Source organism: Rubrilithobacter danxiaensis, from assembly GCF_047272945.1.
In the GTDB taxonomy this organism is placed as follows: domain Bacteria; phylum Bacteroidota; class Bacteroidia; order Sphingobacteriales; family Sphingobacteriaceae; genus Rubrolithibacter; species Rubrolithibacter danxiaensis.
In genome coordinates this window covers 65,736-85,400 of sequence record NZ_JBKOPS010000003.1, presented here as the reverse complement: position 1 = coordinate 85,400, position 19,665 = coordinate 65,736, and the positions used below count along the sequence as shown (strand labels likewise).

General features: G+C 39.5%; 20 protein-coding genes. 5 read left to right on the top strand and 15 right to left on the bottom strand.

Annotated elements, in window-relative coordinates; all coding sequences use genetic code 11:
• Positions 1-117 precede the first annotated feature (117 nt).
• Positions 118-972, top strand: a complete 855-nt coding sequence (locus tag ACLCDL_RS04510) for an SPFH domain-containing protein (RefSeq protein ID WP_423147080.1) — start codon at positions 118-120, stop codon at positions 970-972.
• A 3-nt stretch (positions 973-975) separates the two neighbouring features.
• On the top strand, positions 976-1,155 hold the full coding sequence (locus ACLCDL_RS04505; RefSeq protein WP_423147079.1) for a type II toxin-antitoxin system antitoxin: 180 nt from the start codon (positions 976-978) through the stop codon (positions 1,153-1,155).
• A gap of 74 nt (positions 1,156-1,229) precedes the next feature.
• On the opposite strand, the gene gap is transcribed toward ACLCDL_RS04505, so the two are convergent.
• Genes gap through pfkA form a run of 3 tightly spaced genes read right to left on the bottom strand, consistent with a single transcriptional unit; the run spans position 1,230 to position 4,065 of the window.
• Complete coding sequence (gene gap / locus ACLCDL_RS04500; protein WP_423147078.1) at positions 1,230-2,228, bottom strand: type I glyceraldehyde-3-phosphate dehydrogenase; 999 nt, start codon at positions 2,226-2,228, stop codon at positions 1,230-1,232.
• A 5-nt stretch (positions 2,229-2,233) separates the two neighbouring features.
• Positions 2,234-3,082, bottom strand: coding sequence for a hypothetical protein (locus ACLCDL_RS04495; RefSeq protein ID WP_423147077.1), 849 nt, complete (start codon positions 3,080-3,082; stop codon positions 2,234-2,236).
• Positions 3,082-4,065 carry a 6-phosphofructokinase gene (gene pfkA, locus ACLCDL_RS04490; RefSeq protein ID WP_423147076.1) on the bottom strand — a complete coding sequence of 328 codons (984 nt, stop codon included), beginning with the start codon at positions 4,063-4,065 and terminating at the stop codon, positions 3,082-3,084. Before pfkA ends, ACLCDL_RS04495 begins: the two co-directional genes overlap by 1 nt.
• 130 nt (positions 4,066-4,195) lie before the next feature.
• Between pfkA and ACLCDL_RS04485 the strand changes: the two genes are divergently transcribed.
• The 3 genes from ACLCDL_RS04485 (at position 4,196) to ACLCDL_RS04475 (ending at position 7,466) form a co-directional block, all read left to right on the top strand.
• On the top strand, positions 4,196-4,879 hold the full coding sequence (locus tag ACLCDL_RS04485) for an NUDIX hydrolase (RefSeq protein WP_423147075.1): 684 nt from the start codon (positions 4,196-4,198) through the stop codon (positions 4,877-4,879).
• A 34-nt stretch (positions 4,880-4,913) separates the two neighbouring features.
• On the top strand, positions 4,914-6,245 hold the full coding sequence (locus tag ACLCDL_RS04480) for a sugar porter family MFS transporter (RefSeq protein WP_423147074.1): 1,332 nt from the start codon (positions 4,914-4,916) through the stop codon (positions 6,243-6,245).
• 513 nt (positions 6,246-6,758) lie between these two features.
• Positions 6,759-7,466: a hypothetical protein gene (locus tag ACLCDL_RS04475; protein ID WP_423147073.1), complete on the top strand. Its 708-nt coding sequence runs from the start codon at positions 6,759-6,761 to the stop codon at positions 7,464-7,466.
• 314 nt (positions 7,467-7,780) lie between these two features.
• Here ACLCDL_RS04475 and arr read toward each other — a convergent pair whose 3' ends face one another.
• The 12 genes from arr to ACLCDL_RS04415 form a co-directional block, all read right to left on the bottom strand.
• Positions 7,781-8,206: an NAD(+)--rifampin ADP-ribosyltransferase gene (gene arr, locus ACLCDL_RS04470; RefSeq protein WP_423147343.1), complete on the bottom strand. Its 426-nt coding sequence runs from the start codon at positions 8,204-8,206 to the stop codon at positions 7,781-7,783.
• Positions 8,207-8,744: 538 nt separating this feature from the next.
• On the bottom strand, positions 8,745-9,275 hold the full coding sequence (locus ACLCDL_RS04465) for a MepB family protein (protein ID WP_423147072.1): 531 nt from the start codon (positions 9,273-9,275) through the stop codon (positions 8,745-8,747).
• Positions 9,276-9,457: 182 nt separating this feature from the next.
• Positions 9,458-10,906 carry an ATP-binding protein gene (locus ACLCDL_RS04460; protein ID WP_423147071.1) on the bottom strand — a complete coding sequence of 483 codons (1,449 nt, stop codon included), beginning with the start codon at positions 10,904-10,906 and terminating at the stop codon, positions 9,458-9,460.
• Positions 10,907-11,206: 300 nt separating this feature from the next.
• The gene (locus tag ACLCDL_RS04455; RefSeq protein ID WP_423147070.1) at positions 11,207-11,833 is read right to left on the bottom strand and encodes a hypothetical protein; all 627 of its coding nucleotides are present in this window, start codon (positions 11,831-11,833) and stop codon (positions 11,207-11,209) included.
• Between the two features lie 175 nt (positions 11,834-12,008).
• Entirely contained in the window at positions 12,009-12,809 is an 801-nt protein-coding gene (locus ACLCDL_RS04450; protein WP_423147069.1) for a helix-turn-helix domain-containing protein, read from the bottom strand.
• A 14-nt stretch (positions 12,810-12,823) separates the two neighbouring features.
• Positions 12,824-13,810 (bottom strand): aldo/keto reductase, encoded by a 987-nt coding sequence (locus ACLCDL_RS04445; protein ID WP_423147068.1) that lies wholly within the window; start codon positions 13,808-13,810, stop codon positions 12,824-12,826.
• Between the two features lie 4 nt (positions 13,811-13,814).
• Positions 13,815-14,465 carry a nitroreductase family protein gene (locus ACLCDL_RS04440; RefSeq protein WP_423147067.1) on the bottom strand — a complete coding sequence of 217 codons (651 nt, stop codon included), beginning with the start codon at positions 14,463-14,465 and terminating at the stop codon, positions 13,815-13,817.
• A 250-nt stretch (positions 14,466-14,715) separates the two neighbouring features.
• A complete protein-coding gene (locus ACLCDL_RS04435) occupies positions 14,716-15,123 on the bottom strand; it encodes a c-type cytochrome (RefSeq protein ID WP_423147066.1) in 408 nt (135 codons plus the stop codon).
• A 54-nt stretch (positions 15,124-15,177) separates the two neighbouring features.
• Positions 15,178-15,846: a tRNA (5-methylaminomethyl-2-thiouridine)(34)-methyltransferase MnmC2 gene (gene mnmC2 / locus ACLCDL_RS04430; RefSeq protein WP_423147065.1), complete on the bottom strand. Its 669-nt coding sequence runs from the start codon at positions 15,844-15,846 to the stop codon at positions 15,178-15,180.
• Between the two features lie 222 nt (positions 15,847-16,068).
• Entirely contained in the window at positions 16,069-17,163 is a 1,095-nt protein-coding gene (gene aroC / locus ACLCDL_RS04425) for a chorismate synthase (RefSeq protein WP_423147064.1), read from the bottom strand.
• A 119-nt stretch (positions 17,164-17,282) separates the two neighbouring features.
• The gene (aroA, locus tag ACLCDL_RS04420; RefSeq protein WP_423147063.1) at positions 17,283-18,548 is read right to left on the bottom strand and encodes a 3-phosphoshikimate 1-carboxyvinyltransferase; all 1,266 of its coding nucleotides are present in this window, start codon (positions 18,546-18,548) and stop codon (positions 17,283-17,285) included.
• The gene (locus ACLCDL_RS04415; protein ID WP_423147062.1) at positions 18,548-19,657 is read right to left on the bottom strand and encodes a chorismate mutase; all 1,110 of its coding nucleotides are present in this window, start codon (positions 19,655-19,657) and stop codon (positions 18,548-18,550) included. The genes aroA and ACLCDL_RS04415 overlap by 1 nt, the downstream gene beginning before the upstream one ends.
• Between the last annotated feature and the right edge of the window lie 8 nt (positions 19,658-19,665).

Below are 19,665 nucleotides of genomic sequence, written 5' to 3'. Positions count from 1 at the left end.
AAAACAATACATCCGGAAGAAGTTTTATTTGAAGCTCATTTTTAAACTATTTTTTCAATTGCTTTTCTGAATTTTATTTTATATTTGATATCAAATTGATATCAATAAAATATTGTTATGAAAACTGAAAAAATTGTAGTTCCTTTTAATGGATATTCTGTAGTAATATTTCTCGCTGTTATTCTGATTCTTATTGCAGGGTGTTTTATAAACCATTATGAAGCATTGGGTGCATTGTTTACAGTACTTTTTGTATTACTGGTTAAAGGGCTGGTAATAGTGAGCCCGAATAACGCAATTGTATTGCTGCTTTTTGGCGATTACAAGGGGAGTATCAACCAGAATGGATTGTTCTGGATAAATCCGTTTTACAAGACCATTTCTATTTCAATGCGGGCCAGAAACTTTGAAAGCGAGAAAATAAAAGTAAATGATAAAATGGGGAATCCGATACTGATAAGCGTGATTCTAGTATGGAGAGTTAAAGATACCTTCAAGTCATCATTTGAAGTTGATAATTATGAAACGTTTATAAAGGTGCAAACAGATTCTGCGGTACGTAAACTTGCGGGCAGTTTTCCGTATGATCATTTTGAAGATGAAAAAGCAGCCATTACTTTAAGTACAAATTTCGATGACGTAAATAAAGCACTGGAAAATGAAATTATGGAAAGAATGGATATTGCAGGAATAGAAGTCATTGAGTCAAGAATTGCATATCTGGCTTATGCGCCCGAAATTGCACACTCCATGCTTCGCCGTCAACAAGCCTCTGCTATTGTGGCCGCACGGCATAAAATTGTGGAAGGGGCAGTTGGCATGGTTGAAAGTGCATTAAACCTTCTTTCGGACAAGCAGATTATTGAATTGGATGAGGAGAAGAAAGCGGCGATGGTTAGCAATTTAATGGTTGTACTTTGCGGCGACCGGGAAACACAGCCTGTAGTAAATACAGGAACTTTACATCAGTAAATTATGGCAGAGAAAAAATCATTTGCATTACGGATTGATGCTGAAACGATGAAAGCAATTGAGAAATGGGCCGCAGATGAATTTAGAAGCGTAAACGGACAAATAGAATGGATGCTGCATAACTCGCTGAAACAGGCCGGCAGACTAAAGAGCAAAGAGGACAAGAAGGAAAATGAAGATTAGGAAATACGGTTTTATAAATACAAAACCCTCCCGGATTCGGGAGGGTTTTGTATTTAATTTCAATATTTAAATGCTTATTGCAATGTTCCGATATGAGCAACAAGGTCAATAATCTTGTTAGAATATCCCCACTCGTTATCGTACCAAGAAACTACTTTTACAAAGTTATCATTCAAAGCAATTCCTGCCTTCGCGTCAAAAATTGAAGTGCGGGGATCAGTTAAGAAATCCTGAGATACAACTTCATCTTCAGTATAACCTAAAATTCCTTTTAGTTCGCCTTCAGAAGCTTCTTTCATCGCGTTTTTAATATCTGCATACGAAGCAGGTTTTTCTAAACGCACAGTTAAGTCAACTACAGATACGTCTGGTACAGGTACACGGAAAGACATACCGGTTAATTTTCCTTTAAGCGCAGGAATAACCAGTGCCACTGCTTTAGCAGCACCTGTTGATGAAGGGATGATGTTTTGGTAAGCACCACGTCCGCCTCTCCAGTCTTTAGCTGAAGGTCCGTCAACTGTTTTTTGAGTAGCAGTAACCGCGTGGATTGTACTCATTAAACCTTCAACGATTCCGAATTTATCGTTTAATACCTTTGCAATAGGAGCAAGGCAGTTAGTAGTACATGACGCATTTGAAACGATGTTCTGATCTGCTCTTAATTCTTTGTGGTTTACACCCATAACAAAAGTCGGAGTATCGTCTTTTGCAGGAGCAGACATCACTACTTTTTTAGCACCTGCCTGAATGTGTTTCTGAGCATCGGCCTGAGTTAGGAATAATCCTGTAGATTCAATAACCACTTCTGCACCAACTTCGTTCCATTTAAGGTTAGCCGGATCTCTTTCTGCAGTAACACGGATAGTTTTTCCGTTTACCACCAGGTGTCCGTCTTTCACTTCAACAGTTCCTTTGAAGGGGCCGTGAGTTGAATCATATTTAAGCATATAAGCCATATAATCAGGCTCTACCAGGTCGTTTATTCCTACAACTTCTATATCATTACGCTCACAGGCGGCTCTGAATGCCAGGCGGCCGATACGACCGAATCCATTAATTCCTACTTTCATGTTTATTAGTTTTTGTTCGAATAATAATTTAATACGTTATATATAGGTTCTTTAACTATCGTGTTTATTTCGAGGTTGTGGTTCGCGGCTGCTTCCCTTATCCAATCCTGAAATCCGGCAGCCACTGTTCCGGCAAAATTAACAGGAACATTCGGATATTTTTCATTTAAGGGAATAATATATTTCACAAAAAAGTCATTAAATCCTTTCATCACCAGATCTTTAATGTAGTCCGTCGATCTGTTTTCGTTAATAAACTCTATAAATGAGCTTAAAAAAAGCACCGGCTGTGGCTGGCGGTAAACTTTATCCAGCACATTTTTACGGTCAAGGTGATACTTTTGAGTAAACTTTCGTTCGATTGTAACGGGCATGGTCCCGTTCAAAAAGTTTTTAAGAAGGTACCTGCCCATCCAGTTAGATGAGCCTTCGTCTGCTAAAATAAACCCTAATCCGTAATTGTTTTCCCGGATCTTTTTTCCGGTATAATATGCTGCGTTTGAACCGCTGCCGATTATTGCTACAATTCCGCGGTCTTCTCCGCAGGTTGCCAGGGCGGCGGCTTTCATATCGTGCTCTACAAATACTTTTCCAAAGCGGAAGAATTTGCCCAGAGCTGTTTCAACTACTTTTTTCCGGTCTTCTGAAGAAGCCCCGGCACCAAAAAAATAAATCCGTTTTATCTTTTCGGCATTGTTAATAAGGTGGATGTTTTTGTTTAATAAGGTAAGGATAAAGCGTTCGTCGTTAAAATAAGGGTTTATCCCAACCGTTTTAAATTCAGAAACAAGTTGTCCTTTTTCTGATAATTTCCAGTCTGCATGCCTTGATCCGCTATATATAACAGCAATCATTAAATAGCTAAAATGGTTGACATTTCAAGAAGGTCTTCCTCCAGTTTGAACGAATGATTATTCAGGCACTCTTCCAGGTCGGTTAACTTCATTTCATTGCTTCTTAATCCTACCATTTTACGGTTTTCGCCGGCAAGCAACGCTTTTACAGCTGCATAACCCATACGGCTTCCTAAAACACGGTCGAAGCTGGAAGGACTTCCGCCACGCTGTAAATGCCCCAGGATGGTAACTTTAATATCAAAGAAATCCAGTTTCTCCTTTACCGCTTTTGCTACATTATAAGCTCCGCCATTTTTATCTCCTTCGGCGATGATTACGATACTGGATGTTTTTTTGCTGTTTGCACCACGCTCCAGTTTGGTAATCAGGTCAGGGATTGCAGTTTCTTTTTCGGGAAGAAGAATTGCTTCTGCACCGCCTGCAGTTCCTGCATGAAGGGCAATACATCCCGAATCACGTCCCATTACTTCAATAAAAAATAAACGGTCGTGTGATGCTGCGGTATCACGTATCTTGTCTATTGCATCAATCACCGTATTGGTAGCGGTATCGTAACCGAGGGTATAATCAGAGCCGTACAAGTCATTATCAATAGTTCCGGGGATGCAGATCACGGGAATATCGTGCTCGCGTGATAAAAGCTCGGCACCGGTAAAAGTACCGTCGCCGCCGATTGCTACCAGCGCATCTATACCTTTAGCCTTTAAGTTACGAAAAGCCTGCTCACGGCCTTCTTTAGTGCGAAATTCAAGGCAACGGGCAGTTTTTAAAATAGTACCGCCAAGCTGAATGATATTGCAGACAGAACGGGCGTCCATATCAATAAATTTGCTTTCTATCATTCCCTGGTAGCCCTGCTGTATACCAACTACCTGTTTACCCAGAAATATACTGGTTCTTACTACTGCACGTATACAGGCATTCATACCCGGAGCATCTCCTCCCGAAGTAAAAACGCCAATTTTATTTATTTCAGACACTTATTTGCGGGTTTTATTGTTACAAATATAATGTGTGCAGATTACACTAAGTAATTATTTTAATTATTTCTTTCAGATTTGTACATTCAGTTATATTTTCACAAAAAATCTCAGCACCTTGGAATTAAGCTTGCCAAAATTTGAATCGGTTTTTACTATAGATTGTGTCATCTTCGCTTACGATGCGGGAGAATTAAAAATTCTTCTGATTGAACGTAACGAAGAACCTTATAAAGACTGGTGGGCCTTACCGGGGAATTTTGTGAACCCTGATGAAGGAATTGACCAGGCAGCCGAGCGTATCCTGTTTGAACTTACCGGCCTCCGGGATATTTATATGGAGCAGTTCCATATTTTCGGTGAGGTTGACCGCCATCCGCAGGGGCGTGTAATAACCGTTGCTTATTATGCCATGATCCGATTAAACGGCAAAAAAGAGCTGCGTCCGCATTCGTCTTTTGCAAAAAAGGCTTTCTGGCATCCTGTTAATGATCTTCCGAAGCTGGCTTTTGACCATACCCTGATATTTGAAAAAAGCTTTCAGAAGATCCGGAAGAAGATTTTTTATTCGCCTATTGCATTTGAACTGCTGCAGGAAAAATTTACGCTTACACAATTGCAGCATTTATATGAAGTGATATTGAATACGAAGTTAGATAAGCGGAACTTCAGGAAAAAAATGCTTAATTACGGTATTTTAAAAGAGCTGGACGAGAAGCAACGCGGCGTATCTTACCGGGCAGCCAAGCTGTACAAGTTTGACCGCCGGAAATATGTGAAGCTGTTTCAAAAAGAACTTTCGTTCGGGAAGTAGTTTTGAGATAACGATACCATTATAAACCATTTGTATGAAAAATAATTCCGTTTTCGCCTGGTCGCTGGTTGTGGCCCTTGGCGGCTTCCTTTTTGGGTTTGATACCGCAGTAATATCGGGCGCCGAAAAAGCAATTCAGCAATATTGGCAGCTGGGCGTTTTTGAGCATGGTTTAACTGTTTCCATCGCTCTGATCGGAACGGTGATCGGTGCATTGCTTGGCTCTATCCCGTCTGATAAAATCGGACGGAAGAAAACGCTTTACGGCGTGGCAGCGCTTTATTTGCTTTCTTCATTGGGGACAGCACTTGCAACGCACTGGTATGTGTTTTTGCTTTTCCGGTTTTTAGGCGGTATTGGTGTGGGCGTGTCGTCAGTTACCGCTCCCATCTATATTTCCGAAATATCTCCGGCAAACTCGAGGGGCCGGCTGGTTGCTTTGTTTCAGTTTAATATTGTATTGGGGATACTGATTTCTTATTTATCAAATTACCTGATAGCACAAACCGGCGAAGATGCCTGGCGCATGATGCTTGGAGTTCAGGCTGTGCCTTCACTTATCTTTTTGATTCTGATCCGGTTTATACCCGAAAGCCCACGCTGGCTTATACTGCATAAAGGAAGAACAACCGAAGCTCTCGGAATTTTAACCCGCATAAATTCGCTCAATGCAGAGCAGGAGCTGACTGCCATACAGCAATCACACCAAAGCATGCATCAAAATAAAGTGTCGGAAACGTTGCTTTCAAAAAAGTATAAATTACCTGTAACACTGGCTGTATTATTTGCCGTTTTTAACCAGGTTTCGGGTATTAATGCCATTATTTATTATTCGCCGCGGATATTTGAAATGGCAGGGTTGGGAGCGCATACGTCGTTGTTATCTACCGTAGGAATCGGCCTTGTTAATTTTACTTTTACCCTTATTGCCATCGGCTTCATTGATAAGATTGGCCGCCGTACCTTAATGTTTATCGGTACATTCGGTTTAATTTTTTCTCTGGCAATGGTTTCCAAAACCTTCTTTTCCGGCGATTTCTCCGGTTATGCTATTACCGTTTACCTGATGCTTTTTATAGCCTTCTTCGCTTTCTCGCAGGGTGCCGTTATCTGGGTATTCATTTCTGAAATCTTTCCGAATGAAGTTCGTGCCAAAGGTCAAACCCTCGGCAGTTTTACACACTGGATCATGGCTGCTGCCATCGCGTTCAGTTTTCCGTATTTTTCCGAAAAACTGGGTGGCGGATATACTTTTCTTTTCTTTACCGTCATGATGATCCTTCAGCTGATCTTTGTATGGCGCCTGATGCCCGAAACAAAAGGAAAATCGCTGGAGCAGATTGAAACAAATATGATGATGCATTGAAAAGAAGGATAAGAACGGGCTGAACAACAAGTAAAATAGGAGTTAAGGGTCAATAAAGGATTAAATAACCTTTTACCGACCTTCAATGCGCATTTACATAGCTTCAATGCTCATTTACATAGCTTCAGTGTTCATTTACATGCGTTCAATGCCAATTTACATGCCATCAATTCTCATTTACATAGCTTCAGTGTTCATTTACATGGCTCAGTGTTCATTTACATGCGTTTAATGCCAATTTACATGCCATCAATGTCCATTTACATGCGTTCAATGTTTATTTACATGCCAGTAAGATTAGTTTCAAGGCTGTTTACATGTTTTTAATCTCCATTCACATATCAATAAGGCTTGTTTATATAAGTTGCATCGGGTAGCCGCTTACAAGAGTTTTGGAGACAAAGCAATATTAATAACTTCCGTTATAGAGAACACAATCTTAACTGCTTGATCGTGTAGCTGTATAGTGATATTGTTTTATTTTTAATATATTTAATTATAAATTAAAATTCCATGAACCAACGTCAACTCAATTCCTTAAGTATGTATAAAGCGGTTGCAGCGTCATTCTACCAATTCAGCTCTGCATGGAACACTATTGAACCAATTGTTCAGATATTTAACAACTTTCAGAACAACATCCGGAATATAGAAGCGTCGGGCCTCTCTCAGCAGCAAAACAGTACTATAGGATACACTGAGCAGCGTGAACTGCAGCAGACGAAACTGATTGAACTTACCTTTTCTCTGGCGCTTAAACTGACCTCATATGCTAAAGTTACAAAGAACCCAGTACTGGAAAAGAGGGTAAATTTCTCCAGATCTGCATTTGTCAGAATGAAAGAGGAAATGCTTGTTTATACCTGTCAGGATATTCTGGGCCTGGGTTATCAGCATCAGGAACAAGTAGTTGCTTACCAGGTTACTCAACAAATACTGGAAGAGTTGCAGTCTGCGATTAATGCTTACAAACCTTTAACAGCTCAACGTGACAAAGTGGGAGACATGCGGAGTGTGATAACAAAAACACTTAATACGCTTTTCAAGGAGGCCCGAAATAACCTTGATCTCTTAGATAGCCTGGTAGAAGGGCTAAGTGCCAGTAAAGCTTTTATTGATACTTATAAACAAGCCCGTAAAATTAACGACAGGGGTGGGAAAGTTAAAACCCCTACGGCGGAGATGCTTAAGAGAACTCTTGAAATAACATCAGATATATAGCTGAATCTATTAACAGCGTGGCCGATTGAGATCCTTAAATTTTTTGCATGGATGTTTCCGCCTTAACCACTCTGTTTATAAGCAGGAAGTTTGAGGCTATATGTTTTTAGTTTGCGATAAAAGCGAGGTTCTTACTAGTTCTCATCTTAAATCAAACCTATCAGGTTACATTTTTATTCGTGATTTTGGTTCAGCCATCTATTTTAAGGTTAAGCTCTATGCCTTCCATCTTTTAATTGTTCCCATTGAAACAGCAGCTTTTTATAATCTGAAAGCATGGGGGTACCTTTAGGAAGGTATGGGTGTTTAGAAAATTAATTGATAATTTCTCCTTTGTTATTTGCCAGCTTTTCATGCCATTTTTTGAGCTCCTCGGGCGTTAGTCTTACCCAGTCTGTTACTTCTCCAACGATTTTCAATGGAGCCGTGCTTCGATAAGAACGTGAGGGATTGCCTGGAAATTTTTTGTCTGTAACGTTCGGATCATTTTCAAAGCTACCCGTCGGTTCAACGATATAGACACGTTCACGGCCTTCACCCTTAGCCAAAGCCGCAGCAAGTCCGGCTCCGTTAACCAGGGCTGTAAAATAAATATGATTCATTGTAATTTCCGACTTGTAATTAGATTTTCCTCCTGCTGTAAGCAAATCGCCAATTTGCAAATCTGCTTTCGTTCCGTGATAAAAGGGGCCTTTGTCGGCCAGTTTGTCCCTAAACGAAATTGCTAATTCGTTATTTATTTTTGCATTGCCAGGATCGCCCAGGTCTTCGGAGCATTTGGCGATATTCAAATACAGGGACGATAATGCGCCCTTAACTGAGTCGCTGTTTACGTTTAAGGCAAGTTGTAGAGCTGTTTCGAGCCATTTTAATTTATCGGAAACACTTTTTTGATGACGGGCAACATAAAAGGCAGCCATATATTTTTCAAAGTCGTTTGTGGCCTCGTTCCAGGCTTGCAGAAATAGCTTGACGGCCTCTTCAGGTTTACCTTTTTCTTCCATATCCATACCCCGGATACAGATTTGAACAATAGGATTATTGGGGTTGAATTCCATTTGCCAGTTATTTTTCTGTTAGCTGTTGTAAAATCGAATTAGTTACTTGTTCAAGAACGATGAAGTTATTGATTGTTAACGTTTAATGCTTAAGCTGTGGCGGATTATTTCTCCGTCACTTGCCTTAACACTAAGGTATACAGAAATTGCTTTCGTCGTCCGCGTTTATAACGCGGATGGTTTTGAGTTACATTTGTAATGTGCGATGAAATCGCAATTCCTATACGTTTTTGCTGGTATTACCGAGTATTTTTCTCGCTAAGTCAAGATGAACAGAGGTGTCGCATTTAATTATCAAAAAATATGCTGTTTGCCAGATTTGAGTTTTTTCTGCTTGCCTGTTGGCAGTAACATCCCATGAAGGATAAACCCTGATTCCACGTTTTCCGCCTTTTCCGTTTTGCGAGATGATTCCTTTGTCCGCAAGCACTGATTTCGGGAAAATAAATTGTCCGATAGTGTCGCCGCTTTTAGATGTAATTGCAATAAAATCAATGTTATCTGATACGTCGAAGGGTTCAGTTACTCCTTTTTTATTTCGTTTCCAGATAGATACAAATTGCCCTGTTTTTGCAGGTGTGATTTTAGAAACTCTGTGTTCAATTTTCTGTCCGTCAAGCTCAAATGAACAGGCGCCATATTCAACAGATTCTGAATTCAGTGTCAGGTTTGATAATCCGAAGCCGCATTTATCATAAACCAATTCTTTAACAACTTTCAGATCAGAATAAAGCGAGTTTTTAGTTGTCATATTTAAGTTTTTTCATGTGGGTTTGAGGGCGGTAAAATAACGGTTCGGGCTTTGCGTTCGGGCGGGTTTCGGAGCACAAAACTGTCAACCTGCACTGAACTTAAACAGAAGCACAAAGCTCCAGGTTTTGCACATCAGCCCGCCTGACGCAAAACCCGTGTTGTGCGTTCGTTGTTCATTTGTTATATGTTATTCTTCATTTTCAATGTAATATCGCCTATGTTATAGCTGTATATAGATGCAGGTAAAAATGAAAATGCTATATTATCTATCGTCTTTACTCCAGTTTGGTCGATTGAGGTTACCAAAGATTTTTCAAATGAATTGGCTTTACAAAATTGAATCAAGCTTTTTAATTCTTGAGGCTTTTCAAAGTATCGGTTACTCCATTTTATTTCTACGCCCCAAACAGGTTTATATTTTTTGTCATCGACTAAAACTAAATCTACTTCGCCTTCAAATCGTCCATCCTTCCATCGGGCATAAGTTAGGTCTAACTTCTCTCGATGCATCCATTGTGACAATACTGCTGTCTCTACTAAGTTTCCCATTTCATTATCTGTTTCAGAAATAGGGGAGAATAAAGCTGTACGCAATGAGGGGTTGGTTAAATAAACTTTAAAGCTTGTAATTCTCTTTAAACGTTTGGCATTTACATCAACTTTGTTTAATACTTTAATGAGAAATGCTGCTTCTAAGTATTCTAAATATTTTTTGAGTGTATCTTTCTGTATGCCGCTTTCTCTACTCATAGTTTCATATGAAAATTCATTCCCCGAATTGTAGGCGATATAAGTAAAAAATCGGTTCAATTCTTGAACGTCTTTTATTCCATATAAACTAGGTAAATCACGCAATAATACTTTGTCAACAATGTCGTTTTTAACGTACCTGCCCATGTCACTCTGTATCCTTTCTGATAAAACTACCTCTGGGTAACCTCCGAAGTTCAAATAGTGAATGAATTCCCTATTAAATGCTTTTATGTCGTGAGTAAGGCAATAAGGCATTTGTTTTTCTCCGTAAGTAATGCTACCATCGTACATTAAGTGATTCATCTTTTTAAGATGGATATACTCTTGAAAAGTAAGTGGAGGTAGCATGAAATCTGTAAATCTACCTGCTCCACTTTCTGTGCTGTGCCATTTTAGAGCAGCAGCAGCGGAGCCTGAAACAATGAATTTTGTTTCAGGGAATGAATCCACAAGCACTTTAAGATGTCTTTCCCAATCCTTTAAGTATTGGATTTCATCAAAGAACACATAACAGCCATTTAAATTATTTTGATTAAGTGCCTGTTTACATAAATTTAAAATGTCTTCTAAACTTAAATGCACATAAATAGGGTTGTCTATACCTATAAAGAATATCTTTTGTGGATTGACATTGTCAGTTATTAACTGCTCTATGCTGTGAAAAAGCATTACTGTTTTTCCAACACGCCTTGGTCCCATTAGCACTAATGCTCTTCGTATGTTTTTTTCTATTACATATGGATAAAACAATTTGAAATATAAGCGTTTTGACATAGAGCTGTATGCTTCAGATATCTGCTTATTTATCCACCACGGATTTTCGTAACGTAAGCGTTCTATTATTTTTTCTGTCGGAATAGGGCTTGAACCACTCATGCAACCTGTTTATTTTTGTCAAATATATATAAATAAATACTCTTAAATCTATCTATTTTTACAAACTTTGTCAAGATAGGAAATTTTTATATATTCCGGTGGTTTAAAAATTGATGTTTCAAGGAGATAGTTCAGGATAGTGATGGGGTCTTTACAATGCGCACAACGGTTAACGGCTTGTGGCTGTTGCGTAATTGAAAGCAGTACAGTTTCAAGCGTGATCTAAAGTACTAGAAAGATCTGAATTTACATAAACCACGACCATAGCAATAGCTACAAGCTCTTGTTAGCGGTAGGTTTTCATCTTCTGACGGTAGTGTCGATCTGAAGAGAGTCATTCGAGTATATGCGAATATTGTATTGATCGCCACTTGTCGTCAACTTTATGTTCAAATTACTGGTTTCGTACCGCATCAAGCTCAATCTTTTCGAAAATATCCTCTTTTCAAGTAACGGAAACCAAGGTAAATATTTATAGACGTCAACTTTCAAACCTCCATCATCGGTTGTCGCGTTTCCATGCCCATACTCTCGAAAATAGCTATCATTGCCTAAATCGACTGTCCTTTCAGATTCAAAGTCTAGGCTAACCATCATCAGACCTAATATACCTAGCGTTGCAACCAAATAACCAGCAAGAATAGGTACAGCGGCCACAAAACAAGCAAAAAACTTCGCGAGTTTATTTTTTAGCTGAAATAGGTGAAACATCAAGTAACAATAGCTTATGTATAAAGAGATCGGCAGTACAAAGTCTAAGGTGTCGCCTTTAAATGAAATATCAAAAAACCAGCATAATGCTAAAACCGATAGTGAGCCAAGAAGCCAGGCGATTATATTTTTGTTGATTGAAAACTTTTTATAAAGAAGGTAAGCGAGGATTGGCGTAGCTAGAAGCCCAATTTCAATGAGAAAAAAATATATCATTCGGTCTTAGGTGTAATGAACTTAAACGTGATGCAGTCTTTAAACTTTCAACTAACGGGTTGGGTATTGCCGAAGGCGGGGATTATTAGCACTGAATTTCAATAGAAATACCATAATTCAAATATAGCCAAAAGTTCAATAGTATTCCTTCAACCCCGCTTTTGGCAATACCTTGTTAGCGGCTGGTCTCTTTCTCTTTTCCGGTAATTTCTGTTGGAGTCACACCAAATTGCTTTTTGAAGGCATAAGAAAAATGGGATAATGTTTCAAAACCCAATTCTAAATAAATGTCAGATGGTTTTTGTTTTTTCTTTTCAATGAGAAAATAGGCTTCTTGCAAACGTTTTTTTACTAACCAACGGTTTGGCGTTTCGTTGAAAATGGCTTTAAAATCACGCTTAAATGCGGATAAGCTTCGGCCTGTCAAAAATGCAAAACGTTCAACGCTTACGTTGAATTTGAAATTTTTATTTATAAATTCTTCAATATCAATTTTCTGTGGAATGCTATAATCGAAAACTAAACCGGCTAATTCAGGTTGTTTTTCTAAAAGAATTAAAAGCAATTCTTCACGCTTAACATCTGCAAAAGGTTCCCTGATTATTCCTTGATGTAAAAGATGGGATAATGAATCAATAAAAATGGGCAACAGATCATTTGAACTAAGTCGTATAAATGTGTTATCGTACTTGAATAAATCTGTTGGGATTTTGTGTTTTTCCTGAAAGCTTTTAAGGAATTTTTCATCAAATCGGATAAATACTGTTTCTATGTCATTAATTGTTTTTTTCTTGCTGTATCTAGCAAGACGATTTTTTCGGATGAGACCAAACTCACCCGATTTGAAAACAAATGTTTTGTTACCGTCATAACAATTTGTCTCTCCTTTTTTGATATAAAAGAAAGTGTGTTCTGAAATAAAGTGTTCTCCCGAAATTTCAGCATTTACATACTCTAATGTTTTATCTAAACTCATTTTGCGGTTCTGATTTAAGAAGCAACCCAGGATAAAAAGGCTGGTGGATAACGTTCTCCTTTAAATGCTCCTTCGCAAAAGGTTTCATTTAATAGTTGAAGCTCACTGTTTGTGAAATTAATTTGTAGTGCTTCTGTATTTTCTGTTATCCGTTCAGGTTTTGTCATTCCAACAATCGGAATAATGTCATCACCTTGATTTAAAAGCCAGGCCAATGCTATTTGGCTGGCACTGACATTTTTACTTTTTGCAATATCTTTCAGCCTTTCTACCAATTCTAAATTATGCTTCAAATTTACACTTTCAAAACGAGGCAACATATTTTTATAATCATTTTCAGGTAAAGGAAATTTCATCTTACCCGTAAGTAAACCATAACTGAATACAGAATATGGAACTATAGCAGTACCCAGGTTTCTTGCAACTTGTAAAATCTCATTTTCAATAAACCGAGTTGCTAATGAATATTCAATTTCCAATGTTGATACTTGATGTATTTTATTAGCCCGCTGTAATTGCTTTGCATTTGCTTCAGATAGTCCTAAATATCTCACCTTTCCTTCAGAAATCAAATCTTTAATTGCTCCAACAGTTTCCTCAATAGGAACTTGAGGATCAACACGGCAAGGCTGGTACAAATCAATCTCATCTACCCCCAAACGCTTGAGTGAATAGGCACAATAGTTTTTTATCGCTTTTGGGCTTCCATCCAGTCCTGTAAAATGTCCGTGTGCGTTGATGACAGCTCCTGTTTTAACGCTGATGAAAACGTCTTTTCTTCTTTCTTTAATGACTTCACCAATTGTAAGTTCACTGATTCCACAACCGTAAAAATCAGCGGTATTGATAAAATTGATTCCAGCATCTATTGCCTGATGCAAAGTTTGGCTTAATTGTTTTTTAGCTTGATGCCATTCTGATAAGCTGTTTATTCCCCAGCTTGTTCCTATTGATATAGCTGAAACTTCCGGTCCGTTTTTTCCTAATTTCCTTGTTTGCATCGGATTACAGTATTTCGGTTACAAATTCCTCTTTGGAGACTCTCCATTTTTTTAGATTTACCAACCAGTCATTGGCTTCATCTCTGTACCCTATAGGCATTGCTAGTACGCTTTTAAGACCTGAATCACCACCAATCCCAAGAAATTCGTCCATTTTTATCTTGTCAAAACCCTCCATTGGCGTAGCATCTACCTTTTGCTCGGCAGCAGCCATAAGAGCTATGCCAAAAGACAAATAAGCTTGTTTAGCACAATGGTTTTCCTGCCAATTTTTATCGAATGATTCGTAATGCGTATAAAGTCTTTGGATATATTCATCCGAATGGTTTTCGGGTTGACCACGAAATATTGCTGATTGGGTAAGTGGCGTTTTTACCCTCTCGAAGGTGTATTCAGAAAAAGCCGCCCAAACCAAAATATGAGAACAAGATAGAATTTGGTTTTGATTAAAAGGGAAATTCTTAAAAACCAAATCGTTGAGTTGTTTAAGTTTTTCACCTTGTTTAATGACAAAAACCCTATACTGCTGCAATCCAGAAGAAGAAGGTGCTAATCTTGCTGACTCCAGTATATAGTCTAATTTTTCTTGCGGAACGATTTGCCCGTTCATTTTTTTTGTAGCGTAACGCCATCTTAAATCTTCTAATAATGCCATCTTGTATCTATTTTAAGCTGCAAAGTTGAGCATAAAATATCCATTTAGCTTTCTTGAAAAGTCCAAAGTTATTGTCGTGAGAAGTCCAAAAGTTGGGTAGTAGGGTGCTTGGTTTTTTGGTTGTGTTTGGTTAGACTTGCCGCTAACGATTGGCTTTACGCATAACTGCGTATATTTCCTTAATAATTACAGTTAATAGTCTAACAAAACAGGCCTGGAAGTACAGGCCTGTTATTAAATATCAATCTTTCTATTTCTCCGGCTCATCGTGTCCCCGGTGGCAGGTGTTGCAGGATACTTCCATCACTGCCTTTTCGCCTTCATGCTTTTCGTGGCCAAAATATTTCTTATTTATTTTCATGGTCATCTTATACATGGAACGGGCCATGTCTTTTTCGGGCTTTGCATCGTTGGGGAAGTCCAGCTTTTTCGGGTCGTCTTTCTGCTGCACATGGCAATGATTACATTTTACCCCCAAAGCCTTACTCCAGCCTTTCATCACCTCTTTCATCTGGTCTTCTGTAATGTTTTTTGGTAAAACTTTCAGGTTTTTGTATCCTTCGTGTTTTTCGTCGGGTGCCGGACTGGTGGCCGCAGTACCTAAAACTACAGCGGAAAGCAGCGCAATAGTTACAAGGAAATTCTTTCTTATAATCATACTCTTTAATTAATATTCTAAATATGGGAATTTTTTAATTTAAAAAACAAGGATTTATAATTTTGTTGCCCGCAGCATTTCTCTTTTTCCGGGGGCTCCGGGTGCCTTTTCAATACCAAAGCCCAGGGATTTCATGCTGCGCTTCAGGTTGCCTGTTATCGCGTAAGTAACAAATACTCCACCTTTCTTTAAATTGGTGCATGCGCTGCTCAGGGCTTCGTTTGTCCACATCTCGGGCTGATGCACGGCCGCGAAGGCATCAAAATACAGCACATCAAAAAAGTTGTGGCTTTTAAAGTTCAGTAAGGAGGTATGCGCAATTTGAAGTTGTACGCAGTTGTTTAAATTCTGCTGCCGGGTTAAAGAATCAGGATATATATGCAGAAAAGATTCCCATATTTCCGGAGAAATATACTGGTTGTAATCAGTAGCGGCTATAAGGGTTTCGCTTAACGGAAAGGCTTCAATGCCTGTGTAGTGGAGTTGGATTTGATTTTGAGTGCAATATTCTGCCGTTAGGAGAAAATTCAATCCTGTTCCGAATCCTATTTCCAGGACATGAACAGTTTTAACAGGATTGGCCGAAAGAAAAAAGACGAGTCCGGACTTTAGAAATACATGTCGGCTTTCCTGCAGTGCGCCGTGTTTCGAATGATAATTTTCGCCTATTTCAGGGTTAAATAACGTTTTCGAGCCGTCGCCGGTAGTAATTAGTTGAAGCATTTGGAAGGGTTAAGCACCTTGCCGGATGTGAGCGACGCTAACTACTTTTTCATGGGCAGTAATTAGCGGTTAAACCAATAAACGATCCAGCTTAATTTTAAATTGTTACTGATAAAATCGGGTAATTTAATTAGATGTAAGATTTTCATGGCAGCTATTTCCTTCTTTTCTCTTTAAAACAGCTATTTTGATATTTTATTGTAGCCTATTAATCTTTTTCTTTTAAATATTAATAGCCTTGTTACGAAGGAGATGATCTGCAATTACCAGGGCAGCCATTGCTTCTACAATGGCAACGGCACGCGGTACAACACAGGGATCGTGGCGGCCTTTACCTTTTATCTCTGCCGCTTCTCCGTCAATATTTACCGTTTGCTGATTTTGCATAATGGTAGCCACCGGCTTAAAAGCGACTTTAAATGTAATGTCCATGCCGTTGGAAATACCACCCTGAATACCGCCGGAAAAGTTGGTGAGTGTTCTTACTTCGGATAATTCTGATTTGGGAGTAAAAATGTCGTTGTGCTCTGAGCCACGCATTTCGCTGCCGGCGAAGCCGGATCCATATTCAAAACCATGTACTGCATTGATACTCAGCATGGCTTTTCCAAGGTCGGCATGCAGCTTGTCGAAAACCGGTTCGCCCAAGCCGACCGGACAATTCCTGATAATACAGGAGATCTTGCCGCCAATCGTATCACCCGCCTTACGTACTTCTTCAATCAGTTCGATCATCTGATGCGCTGTTGCCGGATCTGCACAGCGTACAATATTGCTTTCGCGGATTGCTGTCAGTTCATCAATGGACGTTATATCCAGGTTGGGCGAATCAATTTTTCCCGCAGAGGAAACATGCGCAAAGATTTCAATTCCCGCCTGTTTTAAAACAAGTTTTGCTACGGCTCCGGCAGCTACACGGGCAGCTGTTTCCCTTGCCGAAGAGCGTCCGCCTCCACGGTGATCGCGGATTCCGTATTTCTGCTGGTACGTATAATCGGCATGTGAAGGACGGAAAATATCTTTATTATGGTCGTAGTCTTTCGATTTCTGGTCAGCATTCGGAATTAAGAAAGTTAAGGGAGTACCGGTACTTTTTCCTTCAAATATCCCCGACAGGATCTGAAACTCGTCACTTTCCTTTCTCTGGGTAGTGATACGTGATTGTCCGGGTTTACGTTTATCTAATTCTGATTGTATAAAAGCCTCATCTATGTAAATATTTGGAGGGCAACCATCAATTATTACACCAATTGCTGCACCGTGTGATTCTCCAAAAGTGGTGATTCTGAATACTTGTCCGAAAGAATTTCCTGCCATGAGTTGAGATATAAGAAGTTAGATTTGAGATTTGAGACCGGAAGTAGGATGATTGAACGTTGAAGTAAAACAAAGGTTGAAATTTATTCTAATACTTTTCATCTTTAAACTTTCAACGTTTAACTTTTAATAACAAACCCTACCGATTCCAGGTGGTTCCAGAAAGCCGGGTATGATTTACCTACTACTTTAGGGTCTTCGATTATCACTTTGCTGATTTTTAAAGCCAGCGGAGCAAAAGCCATCGCCATGCGGTGATCTTCGTATGTTGCAATGGTAACCGTATCGGGAAAATGTAGCCCTGAACAATCCAGGTGATACGTTTGATTATTTTCGGTAAAACGGACTCCAATTTTTGCAAGCTCGTTCTGCAGCGCCTTCACCCGGTCGGTTTCTTTGATTTTTAAAGTTTCTAAACCGGTAAAAGAAGCATTATGGCCTAAGGCTGCACAGCAAACAACAACAGTTTGCGCAAGATCAGGGCAATCCTTAAAATCAAAAAAGGTTTCGGTTATTTCTTTTGGGTGCTTTGAAATCTTAACACCTTTGTCATAAAATTCAGACCTGATTCCGAAGCTTTCCATAATCCGGGCTATCGCACTGTCTCCCTGCAGGCTGTTCTGCTTTAAAAAAGGAAGGTCAATCTCGGCGGTGTCAGACAATGCAGCAATTGAATACCAGTAAGACGCTGCACTCCAGTCTGGCTCAACTGTAAGAGTTGATGTTTTGAAAGGCTGCTGCGGAATATCAATAACAGATCCCTTCCACGAATAGCCGATTCCGGTTTCAGTAAGCATAGCAAGCGTCATTTCCACATAAGGTTTTGAAGTAAGCTCGCCGATAATTTCCAGTTCCAGGCCCAAGGGAAGGGTGGGGGCAACAAGCAGTAAAGCTGTGATGTATTGAGAACTTACATTCCCTTTTAACTGTACCTGTCTTTTCTTCTGGCTGAAGTTTTTACTGAACTTCAATGGAGGAAATCCATCCTTTTCGGTATAGGTAATTTCTGCTCCCAGATCTCTTAAGGCATCTACTAACAAGCCAATAGGCCGTTGTTTCATCCGTTCGGTACCGGTGATGATAACTTCCTGGCCTGTTACTGAAAGAAAAGCGGTAAGAAAGCGCATGGCGGTACCGGCAGGGCCGATATCTACAATTTGAGTTGCCGGATTTTTAGTTTGTGAGCCGGAATTCCTCAAGTCCTTTAATATTGTATCAAGTGTAACCGTATCATCCGCAGATGATACGTTTTCCACCTGAACAATCCCTTTACTCAATGCGTTTAGAATCAGTGCACGGTTGCATTCGCTTTTAGAACCGGTAAGCCGAACAGTACCGAAACTTGTTGCTTCTTTTTTAGAAAGGCTTATACTTTCTGAACTCATTAAGCTTCAACTGTTTTTTTGTTCATAATTTCCGTTTGTTTACGGATAGATTCGTTGTGAATCAATTCTAATAATTTAGAGGTAAAGTCTAAATCGAGTTTTAATGCTTTTGCAAAGTCAGCACGTTTGTGCATAATCTCGTCCCAGCGGTTTACCTGTAAAATAGTAAGGTCGTTATCTCTTTTGTATTCGCCGATTTTAGCTACGATCTGCATACGTTCGGCCATTTTCTGAATGATCTGATCGTCGATTTTGTCAATTTGCTTACGCAGTTCCGCTAATTTATCAGAAACTACGGCGCTTTGAGGCTCAGCATGACGAAGAGTCAGGTGGCTGATAAGATCTGCGAGTGCCCCCGGAGTTAATTGTTGTTTTGCATCGGTCCATGCAGTAGAAGGATCCAGGTGAGACTCGATCATCAAACCCTGCATATCCAGGTCAAGTGCTTTTTGTGAAATGTAAGGAATAAGTTCACGGTTTCCGCAAATATGGCTCGGATCGCAAATAATTGGCAGTTCAGGGCATTGAGTTTTCAACTGGATGGCCAGCTCCCACATAGGTTCATTCCTGAAGGCGCTTTTTTCGAAAGAAGAAAATCCGCGTTGAATAGCGGCAAGCTTGGTAATACCGGCTCCGTTAATTCTTTCCAAAGCTCCAATCCATAAAGAAAGATCGGGATTTACAGGATTTTTAACCATTACGGGGATGTCAACACCTCTAAGAGCATCAGCAATTTCCTGAACAGTGAATGGATTAACCGTTGAACGGGCACCTACCCAAAGGATATCTACTCCCGCTGCTAGAGCTTCTTCAACGTGTTTTGCGTTTGCAACTTCAACAGTTGTTGGTAAACCAGTTTCTTCTTTAACCTTTTTTAACCATTGTAAACCAATGCTGCCAATGCCTTCAAATTCTCCGGGACGAGTTCTGGGTTTCCAGATTCCGGCACGGATAGCTGAAATTTTTCCTGTTTGTGCCAATTGGCGTGCTGTAACTAAAAGCTGTTCTTCTGTTTCTGCACTGCAAGGGCCAGCAATAATTAATGGCTCATTTGGGTTTTGAGGCTTTAACCAATTTGATAAAGGCTCGATGGGAAGACTTAGTTTCATGTCTTTTA

What these genes read in the sequence shown, in the direction of transcription:
- ACLCDL_RS04510 (WP_423147080.1), top strand. Translation starts at nt 118, where the DNA reads ATGAAAACTGAAAAAATTGTAGTTCCTTTTAATGGATATTCTGTAGTA.
- ACLCDL_RS04505 (WP_423147079.1), top strand. Translation starts at nt 976, where the DNA reads ATGGCAGAGAAAAAATCATTTGCATTACGGATTGATGCTGAAACGATG.
- gap (WP_423147078.1), bottom strand. Translation starts at nt 2,228, where the DNA reads ATGAAAGTAGGAATTAATGGATTCGGTCGTATCGGCCGCCTGGCATTC.
- ACLCDL_RS04495 (WP_423147077.1), bottom strand. Translation starts at nt 3,082, where the DNA reads ATGATTGCTGTTATATATAGCGGATCAAGGCATGCAGACTGGAAATTA.
- ACLCDL_RS04480 (WP_423147074.1), top strand. Translation starts at nt 4,914, where the DNA reads ATGAAAAATAATTCCGTTTTCGCCTGGTCGCTGGTTGTGGCCCTTGGC.
- ACLCDL_RS04475 (WP_423147073.1), top strand. Translation starts at nt 6,759, where the DNA reads ATGAACCAACGTCAACTCAATTCCTTAAGTATGTATAAAGCGGTTGCA.
- ACLCDL_RS04465 (WP_423147072.1), bottom strand. Translation starts at nt 9,275, where the DNA reads ATGACAACTAAAAACTCGCTTTATTCTGATCTGAAAGTTGTTAAAGAA.
- ACLCDL_RS04460 (WP_423147071.1), bottom strand. Translation starts at nt 10,906, where the DNA reads ATGAGTGGTTCAAGCCCTATTCCGACAGAAAAAATAATAGAACGCTTA.
- ACLCDL_RS04455 (WP_423147070.1), bottom strand. Translation starts at nt 11,833, where the DNA reads ATGATATATTTTTTTCTCATTGAAATTGGGCTTCTAGCTACGCCAATC.
- ACLCDL_RS04450 (WP_423147069.1), bottom strand. Translation starts at nt 12,809, where the DNA reads ATGAGTTTAGATAAAACATTAGAGTATGTAAATGCTGAAATTTCGGGA.
- ACLCDL_RS04445 (WP_423147068.1), bottom strand. Translation starts at nt 13,810, where the DNA reads ATGCAAACAAGGAAATTAGGAAAAAACGGACCGGAAGTTTCAGCTATA.
- ACLCDL_RS04440 (WP_423147067.1), bottom strand. Translation starts at nt 14,465, where the DNA reads ATGGCATTATTAGAAGATTTAAGATGGCGTTACGCTACAAAAAAAATG.
- ACLCDL_RS04435 (WP_423147066.1), bottom strand. Translation starts at nt 15,123, where the DNA reads ATGATTATAAGAAAGAATTTCCTTGTAACTATTGCGCTGCTTTCCGCT.
- mnmC2 (WP_423147065.1), bottom strand. Translation starts at nt 15,846, where the DNA reads ATGCTTCAACTAATTACTACCGGCGACGGCTCGAAAACGTTATTTAAC.
- aroC (WP_423147064.1), bottom strand. Translation starts at nt 17,163, where the DNA reads ATGGCAGGAAATTCTTTCGGACAAGTATTCAGAATCACCACTTTTGGA.
- aroA (WP_423147063.1), bottom strand. Translation starts at nt 18,548, where the DNA reads ATGAGTTCAGAAAGTATAAGCCTTTCTAAAAAAGAAGCAACAAGTTTC.
- ACLCDL_RS04415 (WP_423147062.1), bottom strand. Translation starts at nt 19,657, where the DNA reads ATGAAACTAAGTCTTCCCATCGAGCCTTTATCAAATTGGTTAAAGCCT.